Raw genomic sequence first — 20,932 nt, 5'->3', positions numbered from 1 at the left:
GCGGCGGCGGGGAAGCCGCAGGGACGTCAGTGCATGGTGGGGCCGTAGCCCTCCATGGTGCTCAGCAGGGTGCTCTGCGACTCGGCGTTCCGCGTGGTGCAGAAGACCGTGCTCAGCACAAAATCCAGCGTGTCCAGGTCTATGTCGCCCTCCATCTGCATCAGGCGCTCGATCAGGAACTCCCGCTCGCGGGGTTCGACCAGGCCATGCATGTCCAGGCGGGCCAGGGCGCTGCGCGCCTCCGGGGTGATGCGCGAGAACTCGTACTGGGCGAGCTGGCGCATGGGGGCCGCGGTGGAGATGCCGCGGGGGGCCGCAGCCTCCCCACCCTGGGGAAACACGATCCGCATGGCTGCGTCAATGTCCCGCCGGCTGTACCCCTGCCCCGCCAGCCAGACCCGAATGGACGACTCGTTTTCGGCGGTCTGCACGGCGCCTTCCAGCCGCTCCAGGACCATGTCTATGACTTCAAGAAGGGACGATTTCATTCCTGTCTCCGTGAAAAGGGGGCTTGGCCCCCTCCAAAGACATTGTAGGAGAGTGGCGGGGCGGGTGTCAAACCGCGCGAAAAAACGGCAATCCGAAGCGCCCCTCCCGGCCCCCCGGTGCGTGGTTGCGGCGTCTCAGCGCCCCTTTGCGGGGGGACCGCGCCGCGCGGGCGGGTCCGAACCCAGCCAGAACACCTTCACATGGATCAGGCCTTTGGAGGTGTGCAATTCGCGCATGGCCGCCTTGGACAGGTCAATGACCCGTCCCGGCACATAGGGTCCGCGGTCATTCAGTTTGCAGACCACGGAGCGCCCGTTGTCCGCCACCACGAGGTAATAGTCGCCAAAGGTGCCCTCCAGCATGGCGCACGAGTAAATGTCGTCGTGCAGACGCTCGCCCGAGGCGGTGAGGGAGGTGCTCTCCTTTGTCGTGTAAAACGATGCCACCCCTTCCGTCACCGGAACAAAGGGTTGCTGGGAAAGCAGCACCAAGGCCATGATCTCAAACATAAATTCCGGTCATCCTTGTGTTGCGCCGGCCTGTTCAGGGGGCTTCGGGCCCGTGCCCGGTGCCACCCCGGCCCTGGGGCTCCCGTGGAATCCCCAAGAGTTGTTCCGTGCTGTTTCATATGAACAGCGGAAACTGCGCCTTTTGTCGGCGCTGTCAAGAAACAACCGTCCGGCGTTTGACCTGTCTATACAGTGCGGGTTGCCTAAGGTTCCCGCCCGACACTCCTTTCACAGGGTGCGTCGTTTCAGCCCAAGAGATTCACTCGGCGGCCAGTCCCACAAGGAACCGCCGGAAGTTTTCCCAGGCAATTACGGCCTGACGCGTCTGCCCCGACGCGCCGCCCCCGTAATGGCCCAACTCAAACAGCCTCCAGCCCTGCGGGGTGCGGATGGCCCCGGCGGTTCTCTTCTCCACCGGGTCCGCCACCACGGACAAGGCGCAGGCAGTCCGGTAATCTATCAGAAGCCTGCCGGCCATTTCAACCGCCGTTTGGGCCAGCGGGTCATCTCCGGACGCGGCGGGCGGGGGATCGGACAGGGCTGGACGGCCTGCCCAGGCCACCGCCCGGTCCTGCGGGAGGACCACCCCGCCGGCGAAACACGCGGCTCCGGCCGCCGTGAGCCGCTGGGAAACCGCCCCCCCCGTGGCGGCGTCGGCCACGGCCACGGTCCATTCCCGCTCCGCGAGCAGGACGCCCACTTCGCCCTCGACGGGGCGCCCCCGGTCCTCAAAGGCGATCCCCCCCAGCCGCGCCGCGGCCTCTGCGGCCACGGGGGCGATCAGGGCGTCCGCCGCCTCCGGCGATTCCGCGCGGGCGGCGATGCGGATCGTCACCCCGTCCACGGCGGCCAGCAGCCCCACGGTGGGGTTGGTGCCCGAGAGGATGAGGTCGCCCATCAGGGCGTCCACGCGCGACTCGCCCATGCCGCAGACCCTTAGCACCCGGTAGCGCAGGGTGCCGGTGATGCCGAACCGGGAGCACAGCCGGGGGATGACCCGCTCCGTCAGCATGAGTTTAAGCTCGCTGGGCACGCCCGGCATGCAGACAATGACGCCCCTCGGGTCGTCCACATACAGGCCGGGGGCCGTGCCGTGGGGGTTTTCCACCGGATCCCCCCCCCGCGGCACCATGGCCTGGCGCTTGTTGTTTTCCGTGATCTTCCGGCCCATGTGGGCGAACCGGGCCTCAATGGCCGCATATATCTCCGGGTGGTACTCCAGCGGGCGTCCCAGCACGCCGGCCACGCACTCCCTGGTGATGTCGTCTTCCGTCGGCCCGAGCCCCCCGCTGCACAGGACCACATCGGCCCGCGACAGCGCAATGGTCAGCGCCGAGGCGATCCGCTCCGGGTTGTCCCCCACTGTCGTCTTGTAGTACACGTTGATGCCATGCTCGGCGAGGGCCTTCGCCATGAAGGCCGCGTTCGTGTCCACAATCTGCCCCAGAAGGAGCTCCGTTCCAATCATGACCAGTTCAGCGCGCATGGGTCCACCCTCTTTCGTGAAACAGGCACTCCCCCCCCCGCCATTTCCCCCGGCCACTCTCGCACAGGGAGCTCCCGGAGCGCAAGCGGGGAAGGTGTCCGCCGGGGCTGGGGACACCCGGGCATCCGGTTTTATATTGACAACCGGGCGTTGATATGCAAAAATGGGGACGGTACGCGATGAAGCCTGTCCGAAAGCGGGTCATCTCCCCCGCTTGGGGGGCATGAGAAAGGGATGTGATCGTGGCGCTTGGCTTTCGGGATCGGAGTTGTCAAGTAAAGGAGGACTGCGGGGGAGGGTGCGGAGTGGCTGCGGGGGCTTTTCCTCCTGTGCCGGCTGTTGGACGGCGTTCGGGAGAAACCGCAGTGATATGACCTGGCGGGCTGCGCGGCACGCAATGTCCGGGGGCGGACCAGACCGTGCAGCGCGCGCTGAAAGAGTGCGATGAGACGTCTCCGTGTCATGCCGCTTTCCCTGCTCTGGACGTATGCCCGGGAGGCCGTTCCCTACCTGGTCATTCTGGCGGTGGCGGGGGCGTTTTTCTGGGGATGGCGTGCCTGGACGCAGAACCAAAGGGTGATGGAGGAGGCCCGTTTTCAGGAGTACAACAGTGCCCTGGTGGGGGATGTGACCGCGCGGATGGACCACTGCGCCCTGCTGTCCAAGGCCTTCGCGGGGCTGGTGTTCACGCTGGACGGGCAGGTGGACGGGGGGAAGTGGGGGGAGTACTGGGCCTCCCGCCGCGTGCGGGAGGCGTATCCCTGGATCAAGGCGATAGCCTATTGCCCCGTGGTTGGACTGGAGGGGCGGGACGCCTTTGTGGCGGGGATGCGCGAGGGGGGGCTGGCGGAGTATGCCCTGTTTCCCGAGGGGGACCGGAACGAGTATGCGCCGGTGACGCTTGCGGAGCCGGCGGAGGTGCAGGCGGGGCTGCTGGGCTGCGATGTCCGGTTTCAGGAGGAGCGGCGGCGGTGTCTGGACGCCGCGCGCGAAAGCGGCGAAACCCGCATCTCGGCGCTGATGACGCTGGAAATGCCACCCCGCACCAAGGGGGCGGTGATGGTTACCCCGGTCTACGCCTCAGGGCGCCCGACGGACACGCCCGAGGAGCGGGTTGCCGCGGCCATGGGCTATGTCTTGGCGATCATGAGTGTTGAGGGCTTGGCGGTGCGGGGGGACATGGGCGAGGCGGGAATGTCGGGCTACGAGGTCTATGACAACGGGGTCGAGACGCCGTCGAACCTGATCTACGCGAGCCGGGGGGATGTGCAGCGCCCCGACGCGATGTTTTCGGAATCGCGCACCGTGGATGTGTACGGGCGCCCCTGGGCCTTCTCCTTCGCCACCACCGACCGTTTCGAGGGCCGGGTGGACCGCGTGACCCCCCTCGCGATCCTGGTGTGCGGCGTCTTCGTCGCCGTGCTGACGGTGCTGCTGTTCATGCAGGAACAGAAGGTGCGCGAGAAGGCGGAGAGCCTGGCGCTGGACATGACCGAGGCCCTGCGCCGCAGCGAGCGGGAATACCGGACCCTGACAGAGTCGCTGCCCATGGCCGTGGCCCGGCTGGGGGCGCACATGGAGGTGCTGACCACCAACGCCACCCTGCGCGAATGGTTCCCCGCGGCGAAGGACGCCGCAAAGGCCCTGTGCCACCAGGTGATGCGCATCCCCCCGTGCGAGGAGCCGTGCAAGGAATGCCGGATTCCCGTGGTGCTGGAGGACGGCGTCCCCCAGACCTGGGAGTCGGAGGTCGAGACCGCCCAGGGGAGGCGCCTGGTCCGTGTCAACGCCATCCCGAACTTCGCCCGCCGGGGAAAGGTGTCGTCGGTGGTGGTGCTGGTCGAGGACGTGAGCGACCGAAGGCAGGTGGAGGAGTCGCGCGTCGCCCAGGCGGCGGCGGAGGAGCGCGCCCGGACCAAGAGCCTGTTCCTGGCCAACATGAGCCACGAAATCCGCACCCCCCTGAACGCGATCATCGGCTTCACCTACATTCTGCAGCGGGACGCGGAGCTCACGGCGCGGCAGGCGGACATTCTCCAGACCCTGCAGCGCTCGGGCGAGCACCTGCTGGCGCTGGTGAACGACATCCTGGACCTGTCGAAGATAGACTCGGGCTATGTGATGCCCGAGGAGACCCCCTTCTCCCTGAATCACGTGATCAGGGACGTGGGGGCCGCCTTCCTTTCCCGCGCCTCGGCCAAGGGGCTGTGGCTGGTCATCAACAGCGGGAACGGGGTGCCGGACCATGTGGAGGGCGACGAGAACCGGCTGCGGCAGGTTCTGATGAACCTTGTGGGCAACGCCGTCAAGTTCACCCAGACCGGCGGGGTGACCATCCGGGTCAGCAACGCGTCGGGTAAAACCAAAAAACCGGACAAGGACGGGCGGGTGCGCCTGGCCTTCGAGGTGGAGGACACGGGGCCGGGCCTTTCGTCGGAGGACCGCACCCGGCTGTTCCATGAGTTTGAACAGGGGGACGCGGGACGCCTGTACGGCGGGACTGGCCTGGGGCTGGCCATCAGCCACCGGCTGGTGCAGATTCTCGGAGGCGAGCTGGCGGTGTCGGACGGGGAGGAGTCGGGAACCTGTTTCCGCTTCGAACTGCCCCTGCGGCCCGTGTCGGCGGAGGAATGCCCCGCGCCCGATCGGAAGGGGCGGGTGCTCCGGCTCGCCGACGGCACCGCGCCGAAGCGCATCCTGAGCGTGGACGACAACGAGGACAACCTGCTGTTTCTCCGCGGCCTCCTGACCGCGACGGGCTTCGAGGTGTTCGAGGCGCATGAGGGGGCGGAGGGCGTCGCCCTGTTCGAGCAGGAGCGGCCGGATGCCGTGCTCATGGACATGCGGATGCCGGTGATGGACGGCTATGAGGCCATCCGCCGCATCCGGGAACACGACGGCGGGAAAGCAGTGCCCGTCATCGGGATCACGGCGAGCGCCTTTGAGGACCAGCGGGGCCGGGTGATGGCCGCGGGGGCCTCGGGGTTCCTCACCAAGCCCTTCCAGCCGGAAAAGCTGTTTGACCTGCTCGGACGGCTGCTCGAGGTCGAATACATCTACTCCGAGGAGGAGGAGGAGAAGAAGGAGGTTGCGGCCACCCCGTCAGCGCAGCAGGGGAAGGCCTTTGCGGATGTTCCCGAGAACATGATCTGGGGGGTGCGGCGCGCGATGGAGTCCGGGAACATGAAGGAACTCTCCGCCGCCGTCGGAGAGGTGGAGGAATTCGACGCCGAACTGGGCCGCCAGCTCCGGGAACTGGCGACCAACTTCGATTTCGGGCGCATCCTGGAGCTGATCGGCACGGGGGAGCTGGAAGAGGACGCCCTTTCCTGACCCCGGGCGGCGGACGCCGTCAGCGGGCCGGCATCACGGGGCCTCGTGGCGCCCCGTCACGCGGACTGTCCCGCCGCCGGTCTCAAGGGTGAAGAACTTCGCCCGCTCGTTCGGTTTGCGGTTGGGCTGGTGGAGGGACAGCAGGCGCTTCCCGTCGAAGGTCTCGAAGAACATGCCGTGGCCGCCGTCCTCCAGAAAAAAGGGCTCGGCGGCGGGCACCCACGGCCCCGTGATGCTCCCTGAGGCGCTGCGCGCGGTGGAGGTCACGTACTGCTTCCCGGGACCGAAGGACGACCATAGCGTCACCAGCGACCCGTCCGGCTCGCGCCAGACCCACGGCCCGTCGGTGATCTTTCCCTCGCCGGCACCGAAGCCCATCTGCACGACCCAGGCCGCCTGCGACGCGTGGAACAGCGTCACCGGCGCGCCCTCGCCCCGCTTCAAATCCTCCGACAGGCGCATCGCGCAGATGGCCCCGTCCACGATCTGCTCCCACTCGTGGCAGAACACCATCCACGGCTTGCCGTCAGGGTCAATGAACAGCGTGCCGTCCAGCGCGCGCACCTCCCGCGGCGTGGCCGGGCCGTCGGAATGCGGGACAAACGGCCCCTCCGGCGTGTCCGCCACCAGGATGCCCGTGCCCCGCTGCTCCGGCTCCTTCGGCAGGAACGTGGCAAACATGTAGTACTTCCCCCGGTACCGGTGCACCTCCGGCGCCCAGAAATCCTTCACCCCCCAGAACCCGGCGGGCGGGCGGAACACCGCAAACGGCCCCTCCCACTGTTTCAGGTCCCGGCTTCGGTACGCGTCAAAGCCCGTCTCGCCCAGGGGCCGCCCCGTGCCATACAGGTAATACCACCCCGTCTCCGGCACCGGCAGCACAAACGGGTCCCGGATCCGGATGTCCTCCAGCGACTTCAGGGGAGTCTCTCCGGCGACGTGCACCGCCAGCATCACGGCCAGGGCTGTCCACATGGCATGTCTCCTTCTTCCCCGCGGGACCGCGCCGCCGGAGAAACGGTTTCCCCGGGGGGGCGCGGCGTCACATGCGGGACTTCCCCGCAATCATAACAAACAAGTCCCGGCGGGGCGGGGGAGGAAATCATTGCAGACAGCTTCGCGCGGGGCTTTCCTGCTACCATGGCCCCAGAGCACACCCCAAGGAGGCGTCATCATGCGTCCGCAAACCGCCGTTGCCGTGTTCCTTTCCCTGACCGTTCTTCTTTGCGCCGCGCCCCGCCCCGTTGCGGCCGAAACGCCCGCTCCGGGGCTGGTCATCAACGAGGACAACAGCCATTTCTTCGGCACCCGTCCCCCGGAACAGATGACTGTGGAGGGGCTGAATGCGTTCGTGGACCAGTATGCGGGGACGAGGGTCACCCACCTGTTTCTCAATCCAAACGCGATGCGGGCAAGTTTCCGCAGCGCCACCCGCGACGCCATCTGGGACGAGGGCACGCAGACGATGCCCGGCGCGGACGAACCGGGGGGCCGGTGGCCCGCCAACGCCCGGCTGCTCCACGAGCGCGGCCTGGACCCCTACGCCGTGTGGATCGCGCGGGCGCGCGAAAAGGGAATCACGCCCTGGCTGTCCATGCGCATGAACGACGTGCACTGTGTGGACGAGCCCGACAATTTCATGCACAGCAGTTTCTGGGTGGGACACCCGGAGTTCCGGCGCGTGCCCGGCGGGGCCGGCTGGACGGACCGGGCGCTGGACTACGGACGGCCGGAGGTCCGGGAACACGCCCTGGCCTTTGTCCGCGAACTGCTGGAACGCTACGACCCCGACGGGCTGGAACTGGACTGGATGCGTTTTGGCTGGCATTTCGCGCCGGGCAGGGAGGCCGAAGGCGCCGAACTGCTCTGCGCGTTCCTGCGCGAGGCGCGCGCGCTCACCGCGGAAGCCTCCGCCAGGAGGGGCCACCCCGTAAGGCTCGGCGCGCGCGTGCCGGCCGACCCCGACGCGGCGCGCGGCCTCGGCATGGACGGCGTGCGCTGGGCGAAAGAGGGGCTCATAGACATGCTCGTGCCCTGCCCCTTCTGGACAACCTCGGACTTTGACATCCCCGTCGAGGCGTGGCGCGCGCAGATGGGCGGCGCGGCGGAAAATGTCGTGCTGGCCCCCGGGCTGGAGTTCAACATCCGCGCGTGGCCCGGCGGCGGCGCGCTGGCCAACGACCTCGAATCGGTCCGGGGCTTCGCCGCCGCGTGCTTCCACCGGGGCGCGGACCAGATTTACCTCTTCAACTTCATGGATTCGGAGACGATCCCGGTGTCGGGGAGCGACTACCGCATCCTCCTGGAAAAGGGGATGGACCGGGACGCCGTCACGAGGCTGCCGAGGCGCCATGTCGCCGCCTTCCGCGACACCGTTCCCGCCGGCTTTCCCAACGGCGCGCAGCTTCCGCTGGAAACCGCCGCGGGCGGCGCGATCCGTCTGAACATCGGTCCCGCGCCGGAAAAGGGAAAGGCCGTCCTCCTGCTGGGCCTCGCCGCACGCGACGGCCTGGACAGCGCCGTGATAAACGCCACGCTCAACGGCCGGCCCTGCGCCCCGGCGGCGGACCATCCCTCCCCCGAAAAATACCCCGGCACGGCCCGGGCGGTGCAATGGGAATGCCCCGTGGACGCGCTCACACCGGGTTACAACGACTTCGGCGTCACCCAGGACGGCGGCACGCCGGGCCAGCAGGCCGTCTGGGCCGAGCTGCGCATCGTCCCCGAAAACTGAGCGGAACGGGCGGGCGGCGCGTCACATGCGCGGCGCGGCCCGCTAAGAAAGTGCCGGTTTCGCCGGAGGGGGCGCGTGGTTTGGGCGATGGAGGGAGCCGAAGCCGTGGCGAGACGGGAGGGGTCGCGGCGTCTCCTTTTGGAGTGCGGCGGCAACGACGCCGCTTTGGGTTTCCGGGAAAGGGACGTCGGGAGGGGCGTGGCATGGCTCGTCACCTGGGAAAGCGGTGTCGCCGCCCTGCTCTGCCACCGCACTCCACATGACAGCCGGGGCTGCGGGATTGGGGCGAGTCCATAAGGGTAGACCTGCTTTCTTGGCAGGAGGCCGCCCCGGCCGACGCGGCAATCTCTTGCGCGGGGGGCCGTCTCCCTTTCTTTGCGGCGGGTCAGGGTTCTCGACGCACGATGGCGGCGGACCAGTCTTCGGGGAGGCGGAGTTCGGTCCAGGTGGCGCCGTCTTCTTCGGTGTGGGGGGCGGTGAATTCGGGGACTTCGCGGCCCGTGTCGTCGTAGACGTGGACCTCGTGCTGGGAGCGGTCGCCCCAGCCGAAGAGGCCGCTGGTCTTGGTGAGGATGCGCTCTTCGCCGATGACGTAGCCCGCGTGGAGCTCGACGGGCGTGAAGGGATACATGCGGCCCGTGATGTGGGGGTGCGTGGGCCGGACGGTGACGTCGTTGTACCAGTGGTAGACGCAGCCGAAGTCGAGGGCGGCGAGCAGGGTGCGGTAGGCGTCGGTCTCGGAGCGCTCGGTGAGGTGGTCGCCGAGGGCGATGGGCGAGTAAAGGTGCGCCTGCGCGCAGTTGGTGATGCTGCCGGTCTCGACGAAGCAGGGGAATTTCAGGGCGGCCATGGCGCGGGTGAAGGGGGGGCCGTTGCCGATGAGGGGGCCGCGCGCGAGGATTTTGCGCGCGAGGTCGAGCCGCCACGGCTCGGAGAGCAGGGTGACGGAGGACTTGAGCCGGGTCAGGGCGAGGGTCTCGGGGTGGATGTCGCCGGACCAGCCGTCCCACGGCGCGTCGTAGTGGTAGTGGACGCGGCTGTACTCGTGCTCGTCCCAGTAGACGCCGTCGGCGCGGATGTCGTCGAGGATGAGGTCCACGTTTTTGGCGACGGCGGCGCCGTAGGCGTTCTCGCGCGTGGGGAGGTAGATGCGGTCGTGGGGCGCGCCGTAGTCGGCGTGGGTGCCGTCGGACTGGATGAGCCGGGCGTCGGCGTAGGTTTCCGGCGACTCGTCCATGACGTCAATGAAGCAGTGGAAGTAGACGAGCGTCTTGATCTCGGGCACGAGCCCCTTCCACCGGGCGAAGGAGTTCTTGTAGTTGTCCAGCGTGATCTGCTGGAACGCGGTGCCGTGGGGATAGCGCCCCTTGTACAGGGGGTAGTTGATGGACGCGCTGGCGTACTTCACGCCCTTGAAGCGGAGGAAGTCGGCGATCTCCGCATCGGTCCAGGCGTCGGTGAGCGGGTCGGCGCGGAGGAAGGCGAAGCCGCCGTCCACCGTGAAGTTCGCGCCGCAGAGCCGCCGGGCGGCGTTGAGGAAGGCCCAGTAGTCGGAGGTCGCCGTGGGGATGACGGCCCACTCGGCGGTGTAGACCGCGCCGGGGGCCAGCACGAGCTGGGTGTCCGAAAGGGCGACCGTCCCGTCGGCGGCGGCGTTGCCCACGTGGATGCGGGCGACGTCGTCGAGGGGCAGCAGGCCGACGCCCGCCGCCTCCACGGCGGCATAGGTGGTGGGGTTGGCGGGGTTCGCGCTGGACCCGGACCGGTCGGCGCGCTCCAGCCCGGCGAGCCAGAGTTTCGCCAGCCGCCCGCCCAGGACGATCTCGTTGCGCCGCATGAGCGGGAGGTTTTCGCCGGTCAGGTTGGTGAACGTGTCGCGCACGACCACCGCCTCGTCCGTCACCTCAACCGCGCGCTCCCGGCGGAAGAAGGCGTTCTCGCCCGTCACCCATTCCGGCTTGGGCGTGGAGAAGCGGCTCTCGACCTGGAAGGTCTGGCCGTTCACCGTCACCTCCAGCGCGTGGTCGCTATGCTCCACGGCCTGGAACGCCGTCTTGGCGGGCTTCGGCGCGATGCGCGCCAGGGGGCCCTGCGGCGGGCCCGCCTTGGGCCTGGGCGGGGGCGGCGGCGCGGTGAACCGGAGTTTCGCGCCGGCCATAACCAGCGCGCAGGGGTTCTGCGGGGACGACTGCTCCACGACGAGGGTGTTCGCCCCCGGCGCGAGCAGGTTCGTGACGTCCACTTCAATGAAGCACACCTTGACGGGGTCCACGGGGCCGTAGTACGGGTGCGTGTCGGGGCTGGTGAAGTCGGGGCTGTAGTAGACCGACAGCGACTCCCCGGCCGCCATGGAGTAGAGGTCGCCGCTGCGCGCCTTGATGCGGGGGGGCTTGTTCACGAGGCGGTCGCCGCCCGCGTTCTGCCCGTTCACCGTGAGGCGGAGCACGGCGGCGTAGCCCGCCACCTGGTCGAACTCCTGCCGCGCCAGCAGCGAGAGCACGGCGATCTTCCCCTCCGGACAGGGCGGTGCGTTGAAGGGGAACTCCCGCTTTTCGCCCGGAGCCAGGCGCAGGTCCGGGAACAGCTCCGCCACCGGCGGCTCCTCCGGGACTTTGCCGTCCGCCCCGACGAGGTCCGCGATGGTGGGTTCCACGCGGGTCTCCCCCACCGCCAGCCCGAAGGCCAGCGCGCTGCCCGCGGAGACCTTCCCCATGCCCAGCGCCGCGAAGGGCACGGCGGCCTCCATGACCCAGCCGTCCGCCGTGTCCTTCCACACGGCGCGCGCGGCCCCGGCGTTCTCCGGGGTCAACGTTTGCGCCAGTGGGGCGGCGGAACCCTCCGGGCCCACGGCCAGCGACACAGCGCGCGGCCCCCCCTTCGCCTCGACGGCGATGAACAGAAACTCCTCGCGCCACGCGGCGCGGGCGGTCACCCCCTCCGCCGGGGTCCACGCACGGGACACGGCGCCCCAGTCGCCCAGGTCGCCGTCCACCGCGATGGGCGGGTCAGGTTTGTAGCGAAGGCGACGAATCATCACCGCTTCGGCGGTGAAAGACAACAGGAACGTTGCGCACAGAAACAGTCGCGCGGACAGCATCATCATTTGTCTCCAAGAGGACTCTGCGGTTGCGGCAGAAAAGCCCTCTCTTCTGAGGGGACATGGGCATCTTGCCCATGTTCTTCGGTCCATGCCCAAACCCCGACACGGGCTGGAAGCCCGTGCCACCTCAATGCTTCGGCATGACTTCCCAGCCATTACTTTGCTGGAAGCGGCCCGGCGAGCAACTCCTCCGCGAGCCGGTCGGTCTGGTGTTGGAGGTGTTCCAGGTCGCCGCCGTTGTCAAGCACGCGGACCGCAAAGGCCCGTTTCGATTCGGGGTCGGACTGGGCGGCGATCCGGCGGCGGGCCTCGTCCTCCGCCATGCCGCGCGCCGCGGCGAGACGCCGCACGCGCAGATCCACCGGGGCGGAGACCAGGATCAGCCCGGAGAGCATGGGCGGCGTGCGGCCGTCCTCGCCGAGCAGGGCCGCCTCCACCACGCAGACCTCCGCTCCGTCCGCCGCGAAGTCCGCGGCACGCCGGGCGATCTCCCGGAAGATCTCCGGGTGCGTGAGGGCGTTAAGCCGCCGCAGGGCGTCCGGGTCGGCGAAGACCACCCGGGCCAGCCGGTCGCGGTCCACGGCGCCGCCGGGGCCGAGGATGCCGGGGCCGAAAGCCGCCACCACGGGGGCAAAAGCGGGGCCGCCCGGCAGCAGCACCTCGTGGCCGATGCGGTCGGCGTCAAGGACGGGCACGCCGCGCGCGGCGAGGAGGCGGGCGGCCTCCGACTTGCCGGCACCGATGCCGCCGGTGAGCCCGTAGAGCCTCATGTCCTGCGCCGCCAAAGCCGTCCCGTGGCCTCCGGCGCCTCGGGCGGCTCAACGCCGCGCAGACGCACGCACAGCTCGCCCGCGAGCTGGAGCGGATGGCGCAGGGTGATCACCGCCTCGCGGCGGGCGTCCTCTCCGCGCACCGCGACGGCGCAGGCCAGGGCGTCGCCGTAAAGGAGGCATTCCGCCGTGACGGCGGGCAGTCCGGCGGGGACGCGCACGACCATCTCCCGGACCATCTGGGGGCTGTCCAGGGCGACCTTCAGCGTGGCGGCGTATTTCCGCCCCGCGCCGGTCTCGGAGAAGGCCAGGCGTCCGAAGCACAGGGGGGTCATGACCTCGGTTTTCGTCTCGGCGCCGGGCGTCTCCGACGCCGTGGGGAAGAGATGCAGCCGCTGGAAGGGGGCGGCGTAAAGCAGCCCGCCGTCCACCAGAAAGAAGGGCCAGAACAGGCGCGGGTCCTGCACGGCCGCAGACTGCACCGACTCCATGAGCCGGCGCGCCCAGTGCCCCTTCTTGGGACCGTCGTCCGCGCACAGGCGCTCCATGCAGGCGAGGCTGACGAGGGCGCGCTGGCTGAGGCGGACCCCCGCCGGCAGGGCGCGCAGCGCCGCGACGGAACGGGCCACCCGGTCGGGCTGCACGATGTCGTCCATGCGCAGGATCATGGCGGTCCAGGGGCCGCGGAGCACGTCGGCCGCGTTGCGGGGCTCGGCGCCCTCCTCGCGGTAGGCGCCCTGCGCCTCGTCCCAGTAGGAAGTTTCAAAATGGGTGCGCACGCGGGTGCAGGCGTCCAGCAGGGCGCGCAGGCGCGCGGCGTCGCGCAGGGCCTCGGCGATGTGCGCGCCCGCGCGCAGGGCGGCCATCCACACGCCGCACTCCTTGCCGTTGAGCCCGGCGCACTGCTCCCCGGCGCGGGCGAGCGCGCCGTCGAGCAGCTTGGACAGGGAGGGCCACAGTTCCTGGAGGTGGGCCAGATTGCCCGTCATCAGGTAGTCGCGCCAAGCGGACAGCAGCGGGGAGGCGGCCGCCCGAATGTCGGGCCGGCGGTCCGGGGCGGCCGCGCGCAGCCGCTGGGCCAGGGTCGCCGCCTCGAAGCGCGGCAGGAACAGGGCGAGGGGATACGAGCGCAGAAAGGCCGTTTCCGGGCCGGGCTCGGCCTCGGGCCGCTGGTCGTCGGACCAGGAGAAGGTCTCGGCCGCGGAGAGGCCGCCCCGCACAACGAACCATCGGACGCTTTCGGCGAGGGCCTTGGTGAGCCAGGGGGACAGGGCCCCCTCGAAGAAGCGGAGATGCCAGTCCGTCACCGCCTTGTGGAAGTAGTCCGCGTGGCGCAGGGCGTGGCGCGCCGTTTCCAGCGCGTTGCGCCAGAGCCGCGCGTAGCAGGGCGCGCCGCCGCCGGGTCCCGCCGTGTTGGCGTGCCAGGTGTGGACAAACCAGACCACCGTCTCCTCGCCGGGCTTGAGGTCGAAGCGGCAGGACAGGGCGCCGCAGCGGCCCTCGCCGCCCCGCACGCCGGGGGGGAAAACGCCCGTGTCGGCAAAGGCGCCCCAGACCTTCTCCGCACCGCCCTCCGCGGCGGGATCCCAGACGGCGGTGCTGACGGCGGCCTTTCGCGCACGGGCCGCCAGGCACGCGTGCAGCCCGTCGTGGGCGCGGGCGGGGTCCGCGTCGGGGGTGAACAGGAGCGCGTTGCGGGGCGGGGCGCCCGCGCCCTCGTCGCCGGCATCCCGGAACCCCTCGCCGGTGGGGAGCAGCCCGTCGGCATAGTCCGCCGTCACCGGCTGGATGCCGGCCAGGGCACGGTCCGGGTCGGGCACCGGAGTCTCGACATTAAGCGCCAGCGCGCAGTCGAGCTTCTCCCGCGTGACGTTGCCGATGTGCAGGCGCAGCAGAACCGCGGGCATGCACGAGGCGTCGTGGTCGAAGGGGACCAGGGGGCTGAACCACGTCCAGCGCAGCTCCACGGGGGACACGGGGTCGTTCAGGCGGAACTCGCCCCGGGGAAAGAGGCTGCGGAAAGAGAAGCAGTTTTTCGCCAGGGCCGGGGGAAGACCGGCGGCGGGGGTGTCCTCGGACCGCAGCCGGCGGAGATAGCGCCCGGAACGGCCCCGCACGGAAAGGGCCAGAAATCCATGGCGCATTTCCCCGGGGTCCGCGCCCTCCCCCGCCCCCGGGGGCACCACAGGCGACCAGGCCCCATCAGGACTCACCCGGACATATCCCGCCCCCACGCCCCCCAGGGCGAGGAACGGCGGCACTTCGGCGGGTGTGGGTTTGTCGCGCATGCGTTAAGGTATCCTGCGGGCGTTGGGACACCGCCCCATTATGTCAAAGATCCGGGGGAAAATGCAGGAAATGGCGGCGGCGTTTGACTTGGGCAGGTTCGCGGGCCGCGCTGAGAACCCGGGTCGCCGGAGGAAGAAGTGAACGCGATCGTGTGTGTTGTGCCGGGGCACGGTAAAATACGCACCGTCATGGAAACAATGTCCGTCACCCGCTGAGTCGGACGTTCATGCCGTGAAGGAAGAGGGCGCGGCAAGCAGCGCCCCTACCAGCCCATGCCCCGGGCACACGCAGAAAAACCGGGGAATCCCCTTGCAGGGGCGCTGCTTGCCGCGCCCTCTTCCTTCGTCTTGCGCGCCGCGGCGGGTGTTTGCTATGATAGCGGCCGCTTGCGGGTGCGGTGGCCGTGTTTCTGCGGGGGCCGTGTCCGCGTATTCCCGAGAAGTCTTGCAGGAGAGGTATCGGCATGGAGCGCACCTTTGTCATGGTCAAGCCCGACGGCGTCGGACGCGGCCTGGTGGGGGAGTGCATCCGGCGGTATGAGGCCAAAGGCCTCAAACTGGTTGCCCTCAAGATGCAGGTGCTTTCGCGGGAGCAGGCGGAGAAGCATTACGCGGAGCACGCGGGCAAGCCGTTTTACGGGGAGCTGATCGCGTTCATCACGTCCGGCCCCACCGTGCAGATGGTGTGGGAGGGGCGCGACGCGGTGGCCCAGGTGCGCCGGATGAACGGCGCGACCAACTGCCTCGCCGCGGACCCCGGCACGATCCGCGGGGATTTCGGCCTGAGCAACCAGAAGAACCTTGTGCACGCATCGGACGCGGTGGAGACGGCGGCGCGGGAGGTCGGGCTGTATTTCGCGCCTTCCGAGCTGGTTTCCTACGCGGTGCCGGGAGAAGAATGGCGGCGGTGACGCGCGCAGGCGCGGCCCGCATCAACTGCTGGAGGTAGACGACGTGGCTGGTGGAAGAAAAGTTCGCAAGCGCAAGATCAACAAGCACAAGCGGAAAAAACGCGCGCGGTCGAACCGTCACAAGAACAAGTAATTCCGGCGTAAAGACGCCGTAGTGCGGTGATTTTTTCCCGGTCCCGCCGTGCCCGCATCCGGACGCGGCGGGGCCGGGGTTTGTCTCGCAACCGGAGGCCCCATGTCCGACGACGACCAGAAAATCTTTATTGACGAAGATTGGAAGGCCCGCGTCCAGCGGGAGAAGGAGGAGGCCCGAAAGCGGCTGGAGGCCGAGGCGCAGGCGGCGGCGGCGGCCTCCGCAGCCGTGCCCGAGGCGGCGGAGGGCGGCGAGGCGCCCGCGCCTGCGGAGGCCCCCGAAGGGGATCCCGGGGAGGAAGAGTCCTACGAGGCCAACTTCGACGCGCTGCTGACCATGCTCGCCACGCAGACCATGTACGCCCTCGGCTTCGTGGGCCAGCAGGGCGAGCAGGTGATGGTGAATCTGGACCAGGCGCGGTTCTCCCTTGAGCTGCTGCTCATGCTGCGCGGGAAGACCGCCGGCAACCTCACGCCGGAGGAGTCCGCCGGACTCGACGAGGCCCTTGCGGAGCTTCAGCGCCTGTTCGTCGGGCGCGTCCGCCAGATGGAGATGCAGGCCATGCAGCAGGCCGGCATAGACCCCTCCACCCTCCGCACCCAGGACGAATAGCCGTTCCCCTCTTCGCTTGACTGGCCGGCGGGGACGCGCTACACTTCCGCCGTGTGTCCGAAGCCCCGGACAGCGACGGCGCGGCATCCCGCAGGCTGGCGGATCGTGTTGCGCGGGGGCGGAGGACACCGGCACACTCCAGGAGAACGGTTCCCATGCGCGCAAGAAACCCCCTCGCATACACGCTTGTTCTGGCCCTGCTGGCCCTTGCGGCCGCGCCCGCGGCGCTGCCGCAGGACGCCGCCGAACCCGTGACGGAGGTTGAGGCGGCGGATGTGGCGGAGGCCGTCGCGGCGGCCGAGGCGGAACAGGCGGCCGCGATTGTCGCGGCGGAGCAGGCCGCCGCCGCGGAGGCGGAGGCCGAAGCCGCCCGCGAGGCGGAGCGCCTGCGCGTGCTGGAGGGCCTGCCCAAGGCCGAGGACAGCCTGGGCTCGGGGAAGACCCTCCAGGAGGAGATTTCGGTTGACCTGATTGACCTGTCGGCCCTGCGCCAGGCGGCGGAGTCGCAGCCGGGCCGCGAGGTGGTCAAGATGAGCCTCGCGGAGGCGGTGCAGACGGCGCTCGTCCAGAACCCCGACATCATTGTGACCTCCTCCGAGCCCCTGAAGGCCGACGCCGACGTGTACAGCGCGGGGGGCGAGTTTGACCCGGTGCTGCAGGGCTCGATCAACTACACCGAGGCCGGGTCCCTGGCGAGCCAGGAAATCCGCGCCTTCGTCGGCGGGGTCAGCAGCCTGGAGACCAAGGGGATGAACATCACCGGCGGCATCGGGGGCAAGCTCCGGCACGGCACGCAGTACTCCGTGACGACGATCATGGACCGCCAGGCCACCACGTTCGGCGGCCTGGAGAACGAGTACAACACGCAGGTCGCCGTCACACTCACCCAGCCGCTGCTGCGCGGCTTCGGCGTCAAGTACAACACCGTGCGCATCGAGGCGGCGAAGAACGCCCGCGAGATCACGGAGGCGCAGCTGCACCTGACGGTCCTGCGGGCGGTCAGCGAGGTGATCAAGGCGTACTGGGACCTCACAGGGGCCGTGGACGCCGTCCGCGTGCGCGAGGAGTCCCTGCGCAACGCCGAGCGCCTGCTGAAGATCAACGAGACGCGGCGGGAGATCGGCACGGCGGCGGACATCGAGGTGCTCCAGGCGAAGGCCGGGGTGGCGGCGCGCCAGTCCGACCTGGTCTCAGCCTCCTCGCGGGCCAACGACGCGGCGGACATCCTCAAGCAGGCCCTCGGAATGCGGGAGGGGGACCACTTCTCCAAGGTGATGATCGTGCCGACGGACCGGCCGAACCCGGAGGACGGGCTGGGCTTCGACTTCGGCGCCTTTGAGGAGGGCCTCGACCGCAGCGTGAAGCTGGCGCTGGAGAAGCGCCCGGAAATGCGCATGAGCGACCTGGAGCTGGAAAACGCGGACTTGGAGCTTTACCGCGCGCGGAAAGACATGCTCCCCCAGCTGGACGTGAAGGCCAGCTACGGCCAGGGCGGGCGGGACCGTTTTCTCTACCAGTCCGTCTCGGGGGTGTTTAAGAAGCAGGAGGACGTCTACAGCATCGGCGTGGAGGGCTCGATCCCGATCAACAACCGCGCCGCGCGCGGCCAGCACCTGAAGGCGAGGATATCGAAGCAGCAGGCGGAGGACCGCCGGCGGCAGAGCGAGCTGGGGCTCATGGCGGCGGTGCACATCGCCGCGCGCAACGTGATGACGAACAAGATACTCATCGAGAGCACGAAGCAGGCGGTGCGCCTGCAGGAGGCCAACGTGATCGCGGAGGAAAAGCGGCTGCGGCTGGGCGTGACGACCAGTTTCCAGGTGCTCCGGGTGCAGGAGGACCTGACGGCGGCGCGCACGCAGGAGCTTCAGGCGCGCATCATGTACGAGCGGGCGCTGGTCGAGCTGCAGACCGCCGAGGGCACCCTGCTGGAGCTCTTCGGCGTGGAGGTGACCCCGCCCGCGCCGCGGAAGCCCGTGGCCTGGTCGGAGGCCGTCTTCAGCAACTTCGAGGACTGAGCCCCGGGATTACTCCTCCCCGTCCCCCTCGTCCTCCTCATAGGGCGCCGCGTCCAGTGCCGGGCGCTCCGCCGGGGCGACATTCACCTCGGTGGGGGCCGACTCGGTGACCTTCTCCTCCTTCGTCTCCGCGAGCGCGCGCGCCACGGAGGCGACCTTCTCGCCCGGGGCCACCCTCTTGACGGTGACGCCCATGGTGTTGCGCCCGACGGTGCGGATGTCCCTCACGGAGGTTCGGATCACGTCGCCCGTGGTGGAGATGATGACGAGCTCGTCGTCGTCGTCCACCGTGTCCACGCTCACCACATGGCCGTTGCGCCCGCCGGTCTTGATGTTGATGACGCCCTGGCCGCCCCGGTGGTGCGTGCTGTACTCGCCGACGCAGGTGCGCTTGCCAAAGCCGTTCTCCGTGACGGAGAGCACCGTCTTGTCGTCGTCCGCCAGGGAGACGCCCACGACGAAGTCGCCGGATTTCAGGCGGATGCCGATGACGCCGCGGGCGTTGCGGCCCATGGGCCGCACATCGGTCTCAGGGAACCGGATGGCGAGGCCGTTGCGGGTGGCGATGAGGATGTTGTCGTGGCCCGAGGTGAGCTGCGCCTCCCACAGCTCGTCGTCCTTGTCCAGGTCGAGGGCGATGATGCCGGTGGCGCGCGGGTTGCTGAACGCCCTGAGCGCCGTCTTCTTCACCGTCCCCTTGCGGGTGACCATGAACACGAAGCGGCCCTCCTCGTTGAGGTCCCGCACGGGCAGGCAGGCGGTCACGCGCTCGCCCTCGCCCAGGCTCAGCAGGTTGACGATGGCGCGGCCCTTGGCCGTGCGCCCGCCGCGGGGCAGCTCGTGCACCTTGCGCCAGTGCAGGCGGCCCCTCGTCGTAAAAAAGAGCATGTACTGGTGGGCCGAGGCGATGAAGAGGTCCTTGACGAAGTCCTCCTCCTTCGTCTCCATGCCCGCGACGCCCTTGCCGCCGCGGCGCTGCTTGCGGTAGGTGTCTATGGGCAGGCTCTTGATGTAGCCCTGGTTGGACACGGTGACCACCATCACGTCGTCGGCGATGAGGTCCTCGACGCGGAACTCGCCGAGCTCGTCGAGGATCGCGGTGCGGCGGGCGTCGCCGAACTTGTCCCGGATTTCCACCATCTCGCGGCGCACCTCGGCCAGGATGGTCTTGTCGCTGGAGAGGATCAGGCGCAGGCGCGCGATCTCCTCCTGGAGCGCCCGGAACTCGGCCTCCAGCTCCTCGCGCTCCAGGCCCGTCAGGCGGCGCAGCCGCATGGCGAGGATCGCGTTGGCCTGCACCACGCTGAACCCGAACCGGTCCATCAGCCGCGCCTGCGCGTCGTCGGTGTCCCGGCTTTCGCGGATGATGGCGATGACCTCGTCAATGTGGTCAATGGCGCGCAGGAGCCCCTCGACGATGTGGGCGCGGTCCTCGGCCTGCCTCAGGTCGAAGCGCGTGCGCCGCTCGATGATCTCGGCGCGGTGCTGGACGTAGTAGTAGATCATCTCGCGCAGGTTGAGCACGCGCGGGGTGTTGTTGACCAGGGCCAGCATGATCACGCTGGCGGTGGACTGGAGCTGGGTGTGCTTGTAGAGCTGGTTCAGGATGACCTCGGGCTCCTCGCCCTTGCGCAGCTCGATGACCACGCGCATCCCGTCCTTGTCCGACTCGTCGCGCAGGTCGGTGATGCCCTCGACGGTCTTGGACTTCACCAGCTCGGCGATGTCCTCGATCAGCTTGGACTTGTTGACCTGGTAGGGGATCTCCTGGATGATCAGGCGCTCCTTGCCGGAGTCCTTCTTCGCCTCGACGGCGACCTTGGCGCGCACGGTGAGGCGGCCGCGGCCCGTGAGGTAGGCCTCGCGGATGCCCTCGGCGCCGCAGATGATGCCGCCGGTGGGGAAGTCGGGCCCCTTGACAAAGCGCATCAGGTCGCCCGGCGTCGCGCTGGGGTGGTCTATGAAGTGGATGACGGCGTCGCACACCTCGGTGAGGTTGTGGGGCGGGCAGCTCGTGGCCATGCCCACGGCGATGCCGTAGGATCCGTTCACCAGCAGGTTGGGGATGGCGGACGGCAGGACGGTCGGCTCCTTCTGGCTGCCGTCGTAGTTGTCCGCCATGTTCACCGTCTGCTTCTCGATGTCGGCCATCATGAGCGCCGTGATGGCCTCCATGCGCGACTCGGTGTAGCGCATGGCCGCGGCGCTGTCCCCGTCTATGGAGCCGAAGTTGCCCTGGCCGTCCACCAGCGGGTAGCGCAGGCTCCACGGCTGGGCCATGCGCACGAGGGTGTCGTAGATGGCGGAGTCGCCGTGGGGGTGGTACTTTCCCATCGTCTCGCCGACGATGGCCGCGGACTTGCGGAAGGCGCGGTTCTTGTGGAGGCCCAGCTCGTGCATGGCGAAGAGAATGCGGCGGTGCACGGGCTTCATGCCGTCGCGGACGTCCGGAAGGGCGCGGCTCACGATGACACTCATCGAGTAGTCCAGGAACGAGGTCTTCAGCTCCTGCTCGATGGGCATGGGCTTGATGCGGTCTGTGGTCATGC

The 20,932-nt window shown here is 69.0% G+C and carries 13 protein-coding genes; 5 read left to right on the top strand and 8 right to left on the bottom strand.

Annotated features, from left to right (window positions below):
- Nucleotides 1–26: 26 nt before the first annotated feature.
- The 3 genes from GXY15_12640 to GXY15_12630 form a co-directional block, all read right to left on the bottom strand.
- Complete coding sequence (locus GXY15_12640) at nucleotides 27–488, bottom strand: DUF494 domain-containing protein (protein NLV42057.1); 462 nt, start codon at nucleotides 486–488, stop codon at nucleotides 27–29.
- 135 nt (nucleotides 489–623) lie between these two features.
- Nucleotides 624–998: a septal ring lytic transglycosylase RlpA family protein gene (locus GXY15_12635; GenBank protein ID NLV42056.1), complete on the bottom strand. Its 375-nt coding sequence runs from the start codon at nucleotides 996–998 to the stop codon at nucleotides 624–626.
- Between the two features lie 259 nt (nucleotides 999–1,257).
- A complete protein-coding gene (locus GXY15_12630) occupies nucleotides 1,258–2,484 on the bottom strand; it encodes a CinA family nicotinamide mononucleotide deamidase-related protein (protein NLV42055.1) in 1,227 nt (408 codons plus the stop codon).
- A 444-nt stretch (nucleotides 2,485–2,928) separates the two neighbouring features.
- Between GXY15_12630 and GXY15_12625 the strand changes: the two genes are divergently transcribed.
- Complete coding sequence (locus tag GXY15_12625) at nucleotides 2,929–5,817, top strand: response regulator (GenBank protein ID NLV42054.1); 2,889 nt, start codon at nucleotides 2,929–2,931, stop codon at nucleotides 5,815–5,817.
- A 33-nt stretch (nucleotides 5,818–5,850) separates the two neighbouring features.
- Here GXY15_12625 and GXY15_12620 read toward each other — a convergent pair whose 3' ends face one another.
- The gene (locus GXY15_12620) at nucleotides 5,851–6,738 is read right to left on the bottom strand and encodes a family 43 glycosylhydrolase (GenBank protein NLV42053.1); all 888 of its coding nucleotides are present in this window, start codon (nucleotides 6,736–6,738) and stop codon (nucleotides 5,851–5,853) included.
- Between the two features lie 253 nt (nucleotides 6,739–6,991).
- Between GXY15_12620 and GXY15_12615 the strand changes: the two genes are divergently transcribed.
- Nucleotides 6,992–8,551 carry a hypothetical protein gene (locus tag GXY15_12615; GenBank protein ID NLV42052.1) on the top strand — a complete coding sequence of 520 codons (1,560 nt, stop codon included), beginning with the start codon at nucleotides 6,992–6,994 and terminating at the stop codon, nucleotides 8,549–8,551.
- 385 nt (nucleotides 8,552–8,936) lie between these two features.
- Here GXY15_12615 and GXY15_12610 read toward each other — a convergent pair whose 3' ends face one another.
- From GXY15_12610 to GXY15_12600, 3 genes are all read right to left on the bottom strand, one after another.
- On the bottom strand, nucleotides 8,937–11,585 hold the full coding sequence (locus tag GXY15_12610; protein ID NLV42051.1) for a hypothetical protein: 2,649 nt from the start codon (nucleotides 11,583–11,585) through the stop codon (nucleotides 8,937–8,939).
- 221 nt (nucleotides 11,586–11,806) lie between these two features.
- Nucleotides 11,807–12,421, bottom strand: a complete 615-nt coding sequence (locus GXY15_12605; protein ID NLV42050.1) for a dephospho-CoA kinase — start codon at nucleotides 12,419–12,421, stop codon at nucleotides 11,807–11,809.
- Nucleotides 12,418–14,709 (bottom strand): hypothetical protein, encoded by a 2,292-nt coding sequence (locus tag GXY15_12600; protein NLV42049.1) that lies wholly within the window; start codon nucleotides 14,707–14,709, stop codon nucleotides 12,418–12,420. The genes GXY15_12605 and GXY15_12600 overlap by 4 nt, the downstream gene beginning before the upstream one ends.
- 464 nt (nucleotides 14,710–15,173) lie before the next feature.
- Here GXY15_12600 and ndk point away from each other — a divergent pair, with 464 nt between their 5' ends.
- The 3 genes from ndk (at nucleotide 15,174) to GXY15_12585 (ending at nucleotide 18,383) form a co-directional block, all read left to right on the top strand.
- On the top strand, nucleotides 15,174–15,620 hold the full coding sequence (ndk, locus tag GXY15_12595) for a nucleoside-diphosphate kinase (GenBank protein ID NLV42048.1): 447 nt from the start codon (nucleotides 15,174–15,176) through the stop codon (nucleotides 15,618–15,620).
- A gap of 235 nt (nucleotides 15,621–15,855) precedes the next feature.
- A complete protein-coding gene (locus GXY15_12590; protein ID NLV42047.1) occupies nucleotides 15,856–16,365 on the top strand; it encodes a DUF1844 domain-containing protein in 510 nt (169 codons plus the stop codon).
- A 155-nt stretch (nucleotides 16,366–16,520) separates the two neighbouring features.
- A complete protein-coding gene (locus tag GXY15_12585) occupies nucleotides 16,521–18,383 on the top strand; it encodes a TolC family protein (GenBank protein NLV42046.1) in 1,863 nt (620 codons plus the stop codon).
- Nucleotides 18,384–18,392: 9 nt separating this feature from the next.
- Here GXY15_12585 and gyrA read toward each other — a convergent pair whose 3' ends face one another.
- On the bottom strand, nucleotides 18,393–20,930 hold the full coding sequence (gene gyrA, locus GXY15_12580; GenBank protein ID NLV42045.1) for a DNA gyrase subunit A: 2,538 nt from the start codon (nucleotides 20,928–20,930) through the stop codon (nucleotides 18,393–18,395).
- Between the last annotated feature and the right edge of the window lie 2 nt (nucleotides 20,931–20,932).

This window comes from Candidatus Hydrogenedentota bacterium, from assembly GCA_012730045.1.
Lineage (GTDB): Bacteria > Hydrogenedentota > Hydrogenedentia > Hydrogenedentales > CAITNO01 > JAAYBR01.
Note: the sequence above shows the minus strand (reverse complement) of the source record. Positions and strands in the feature narration are given on the sequence as shown.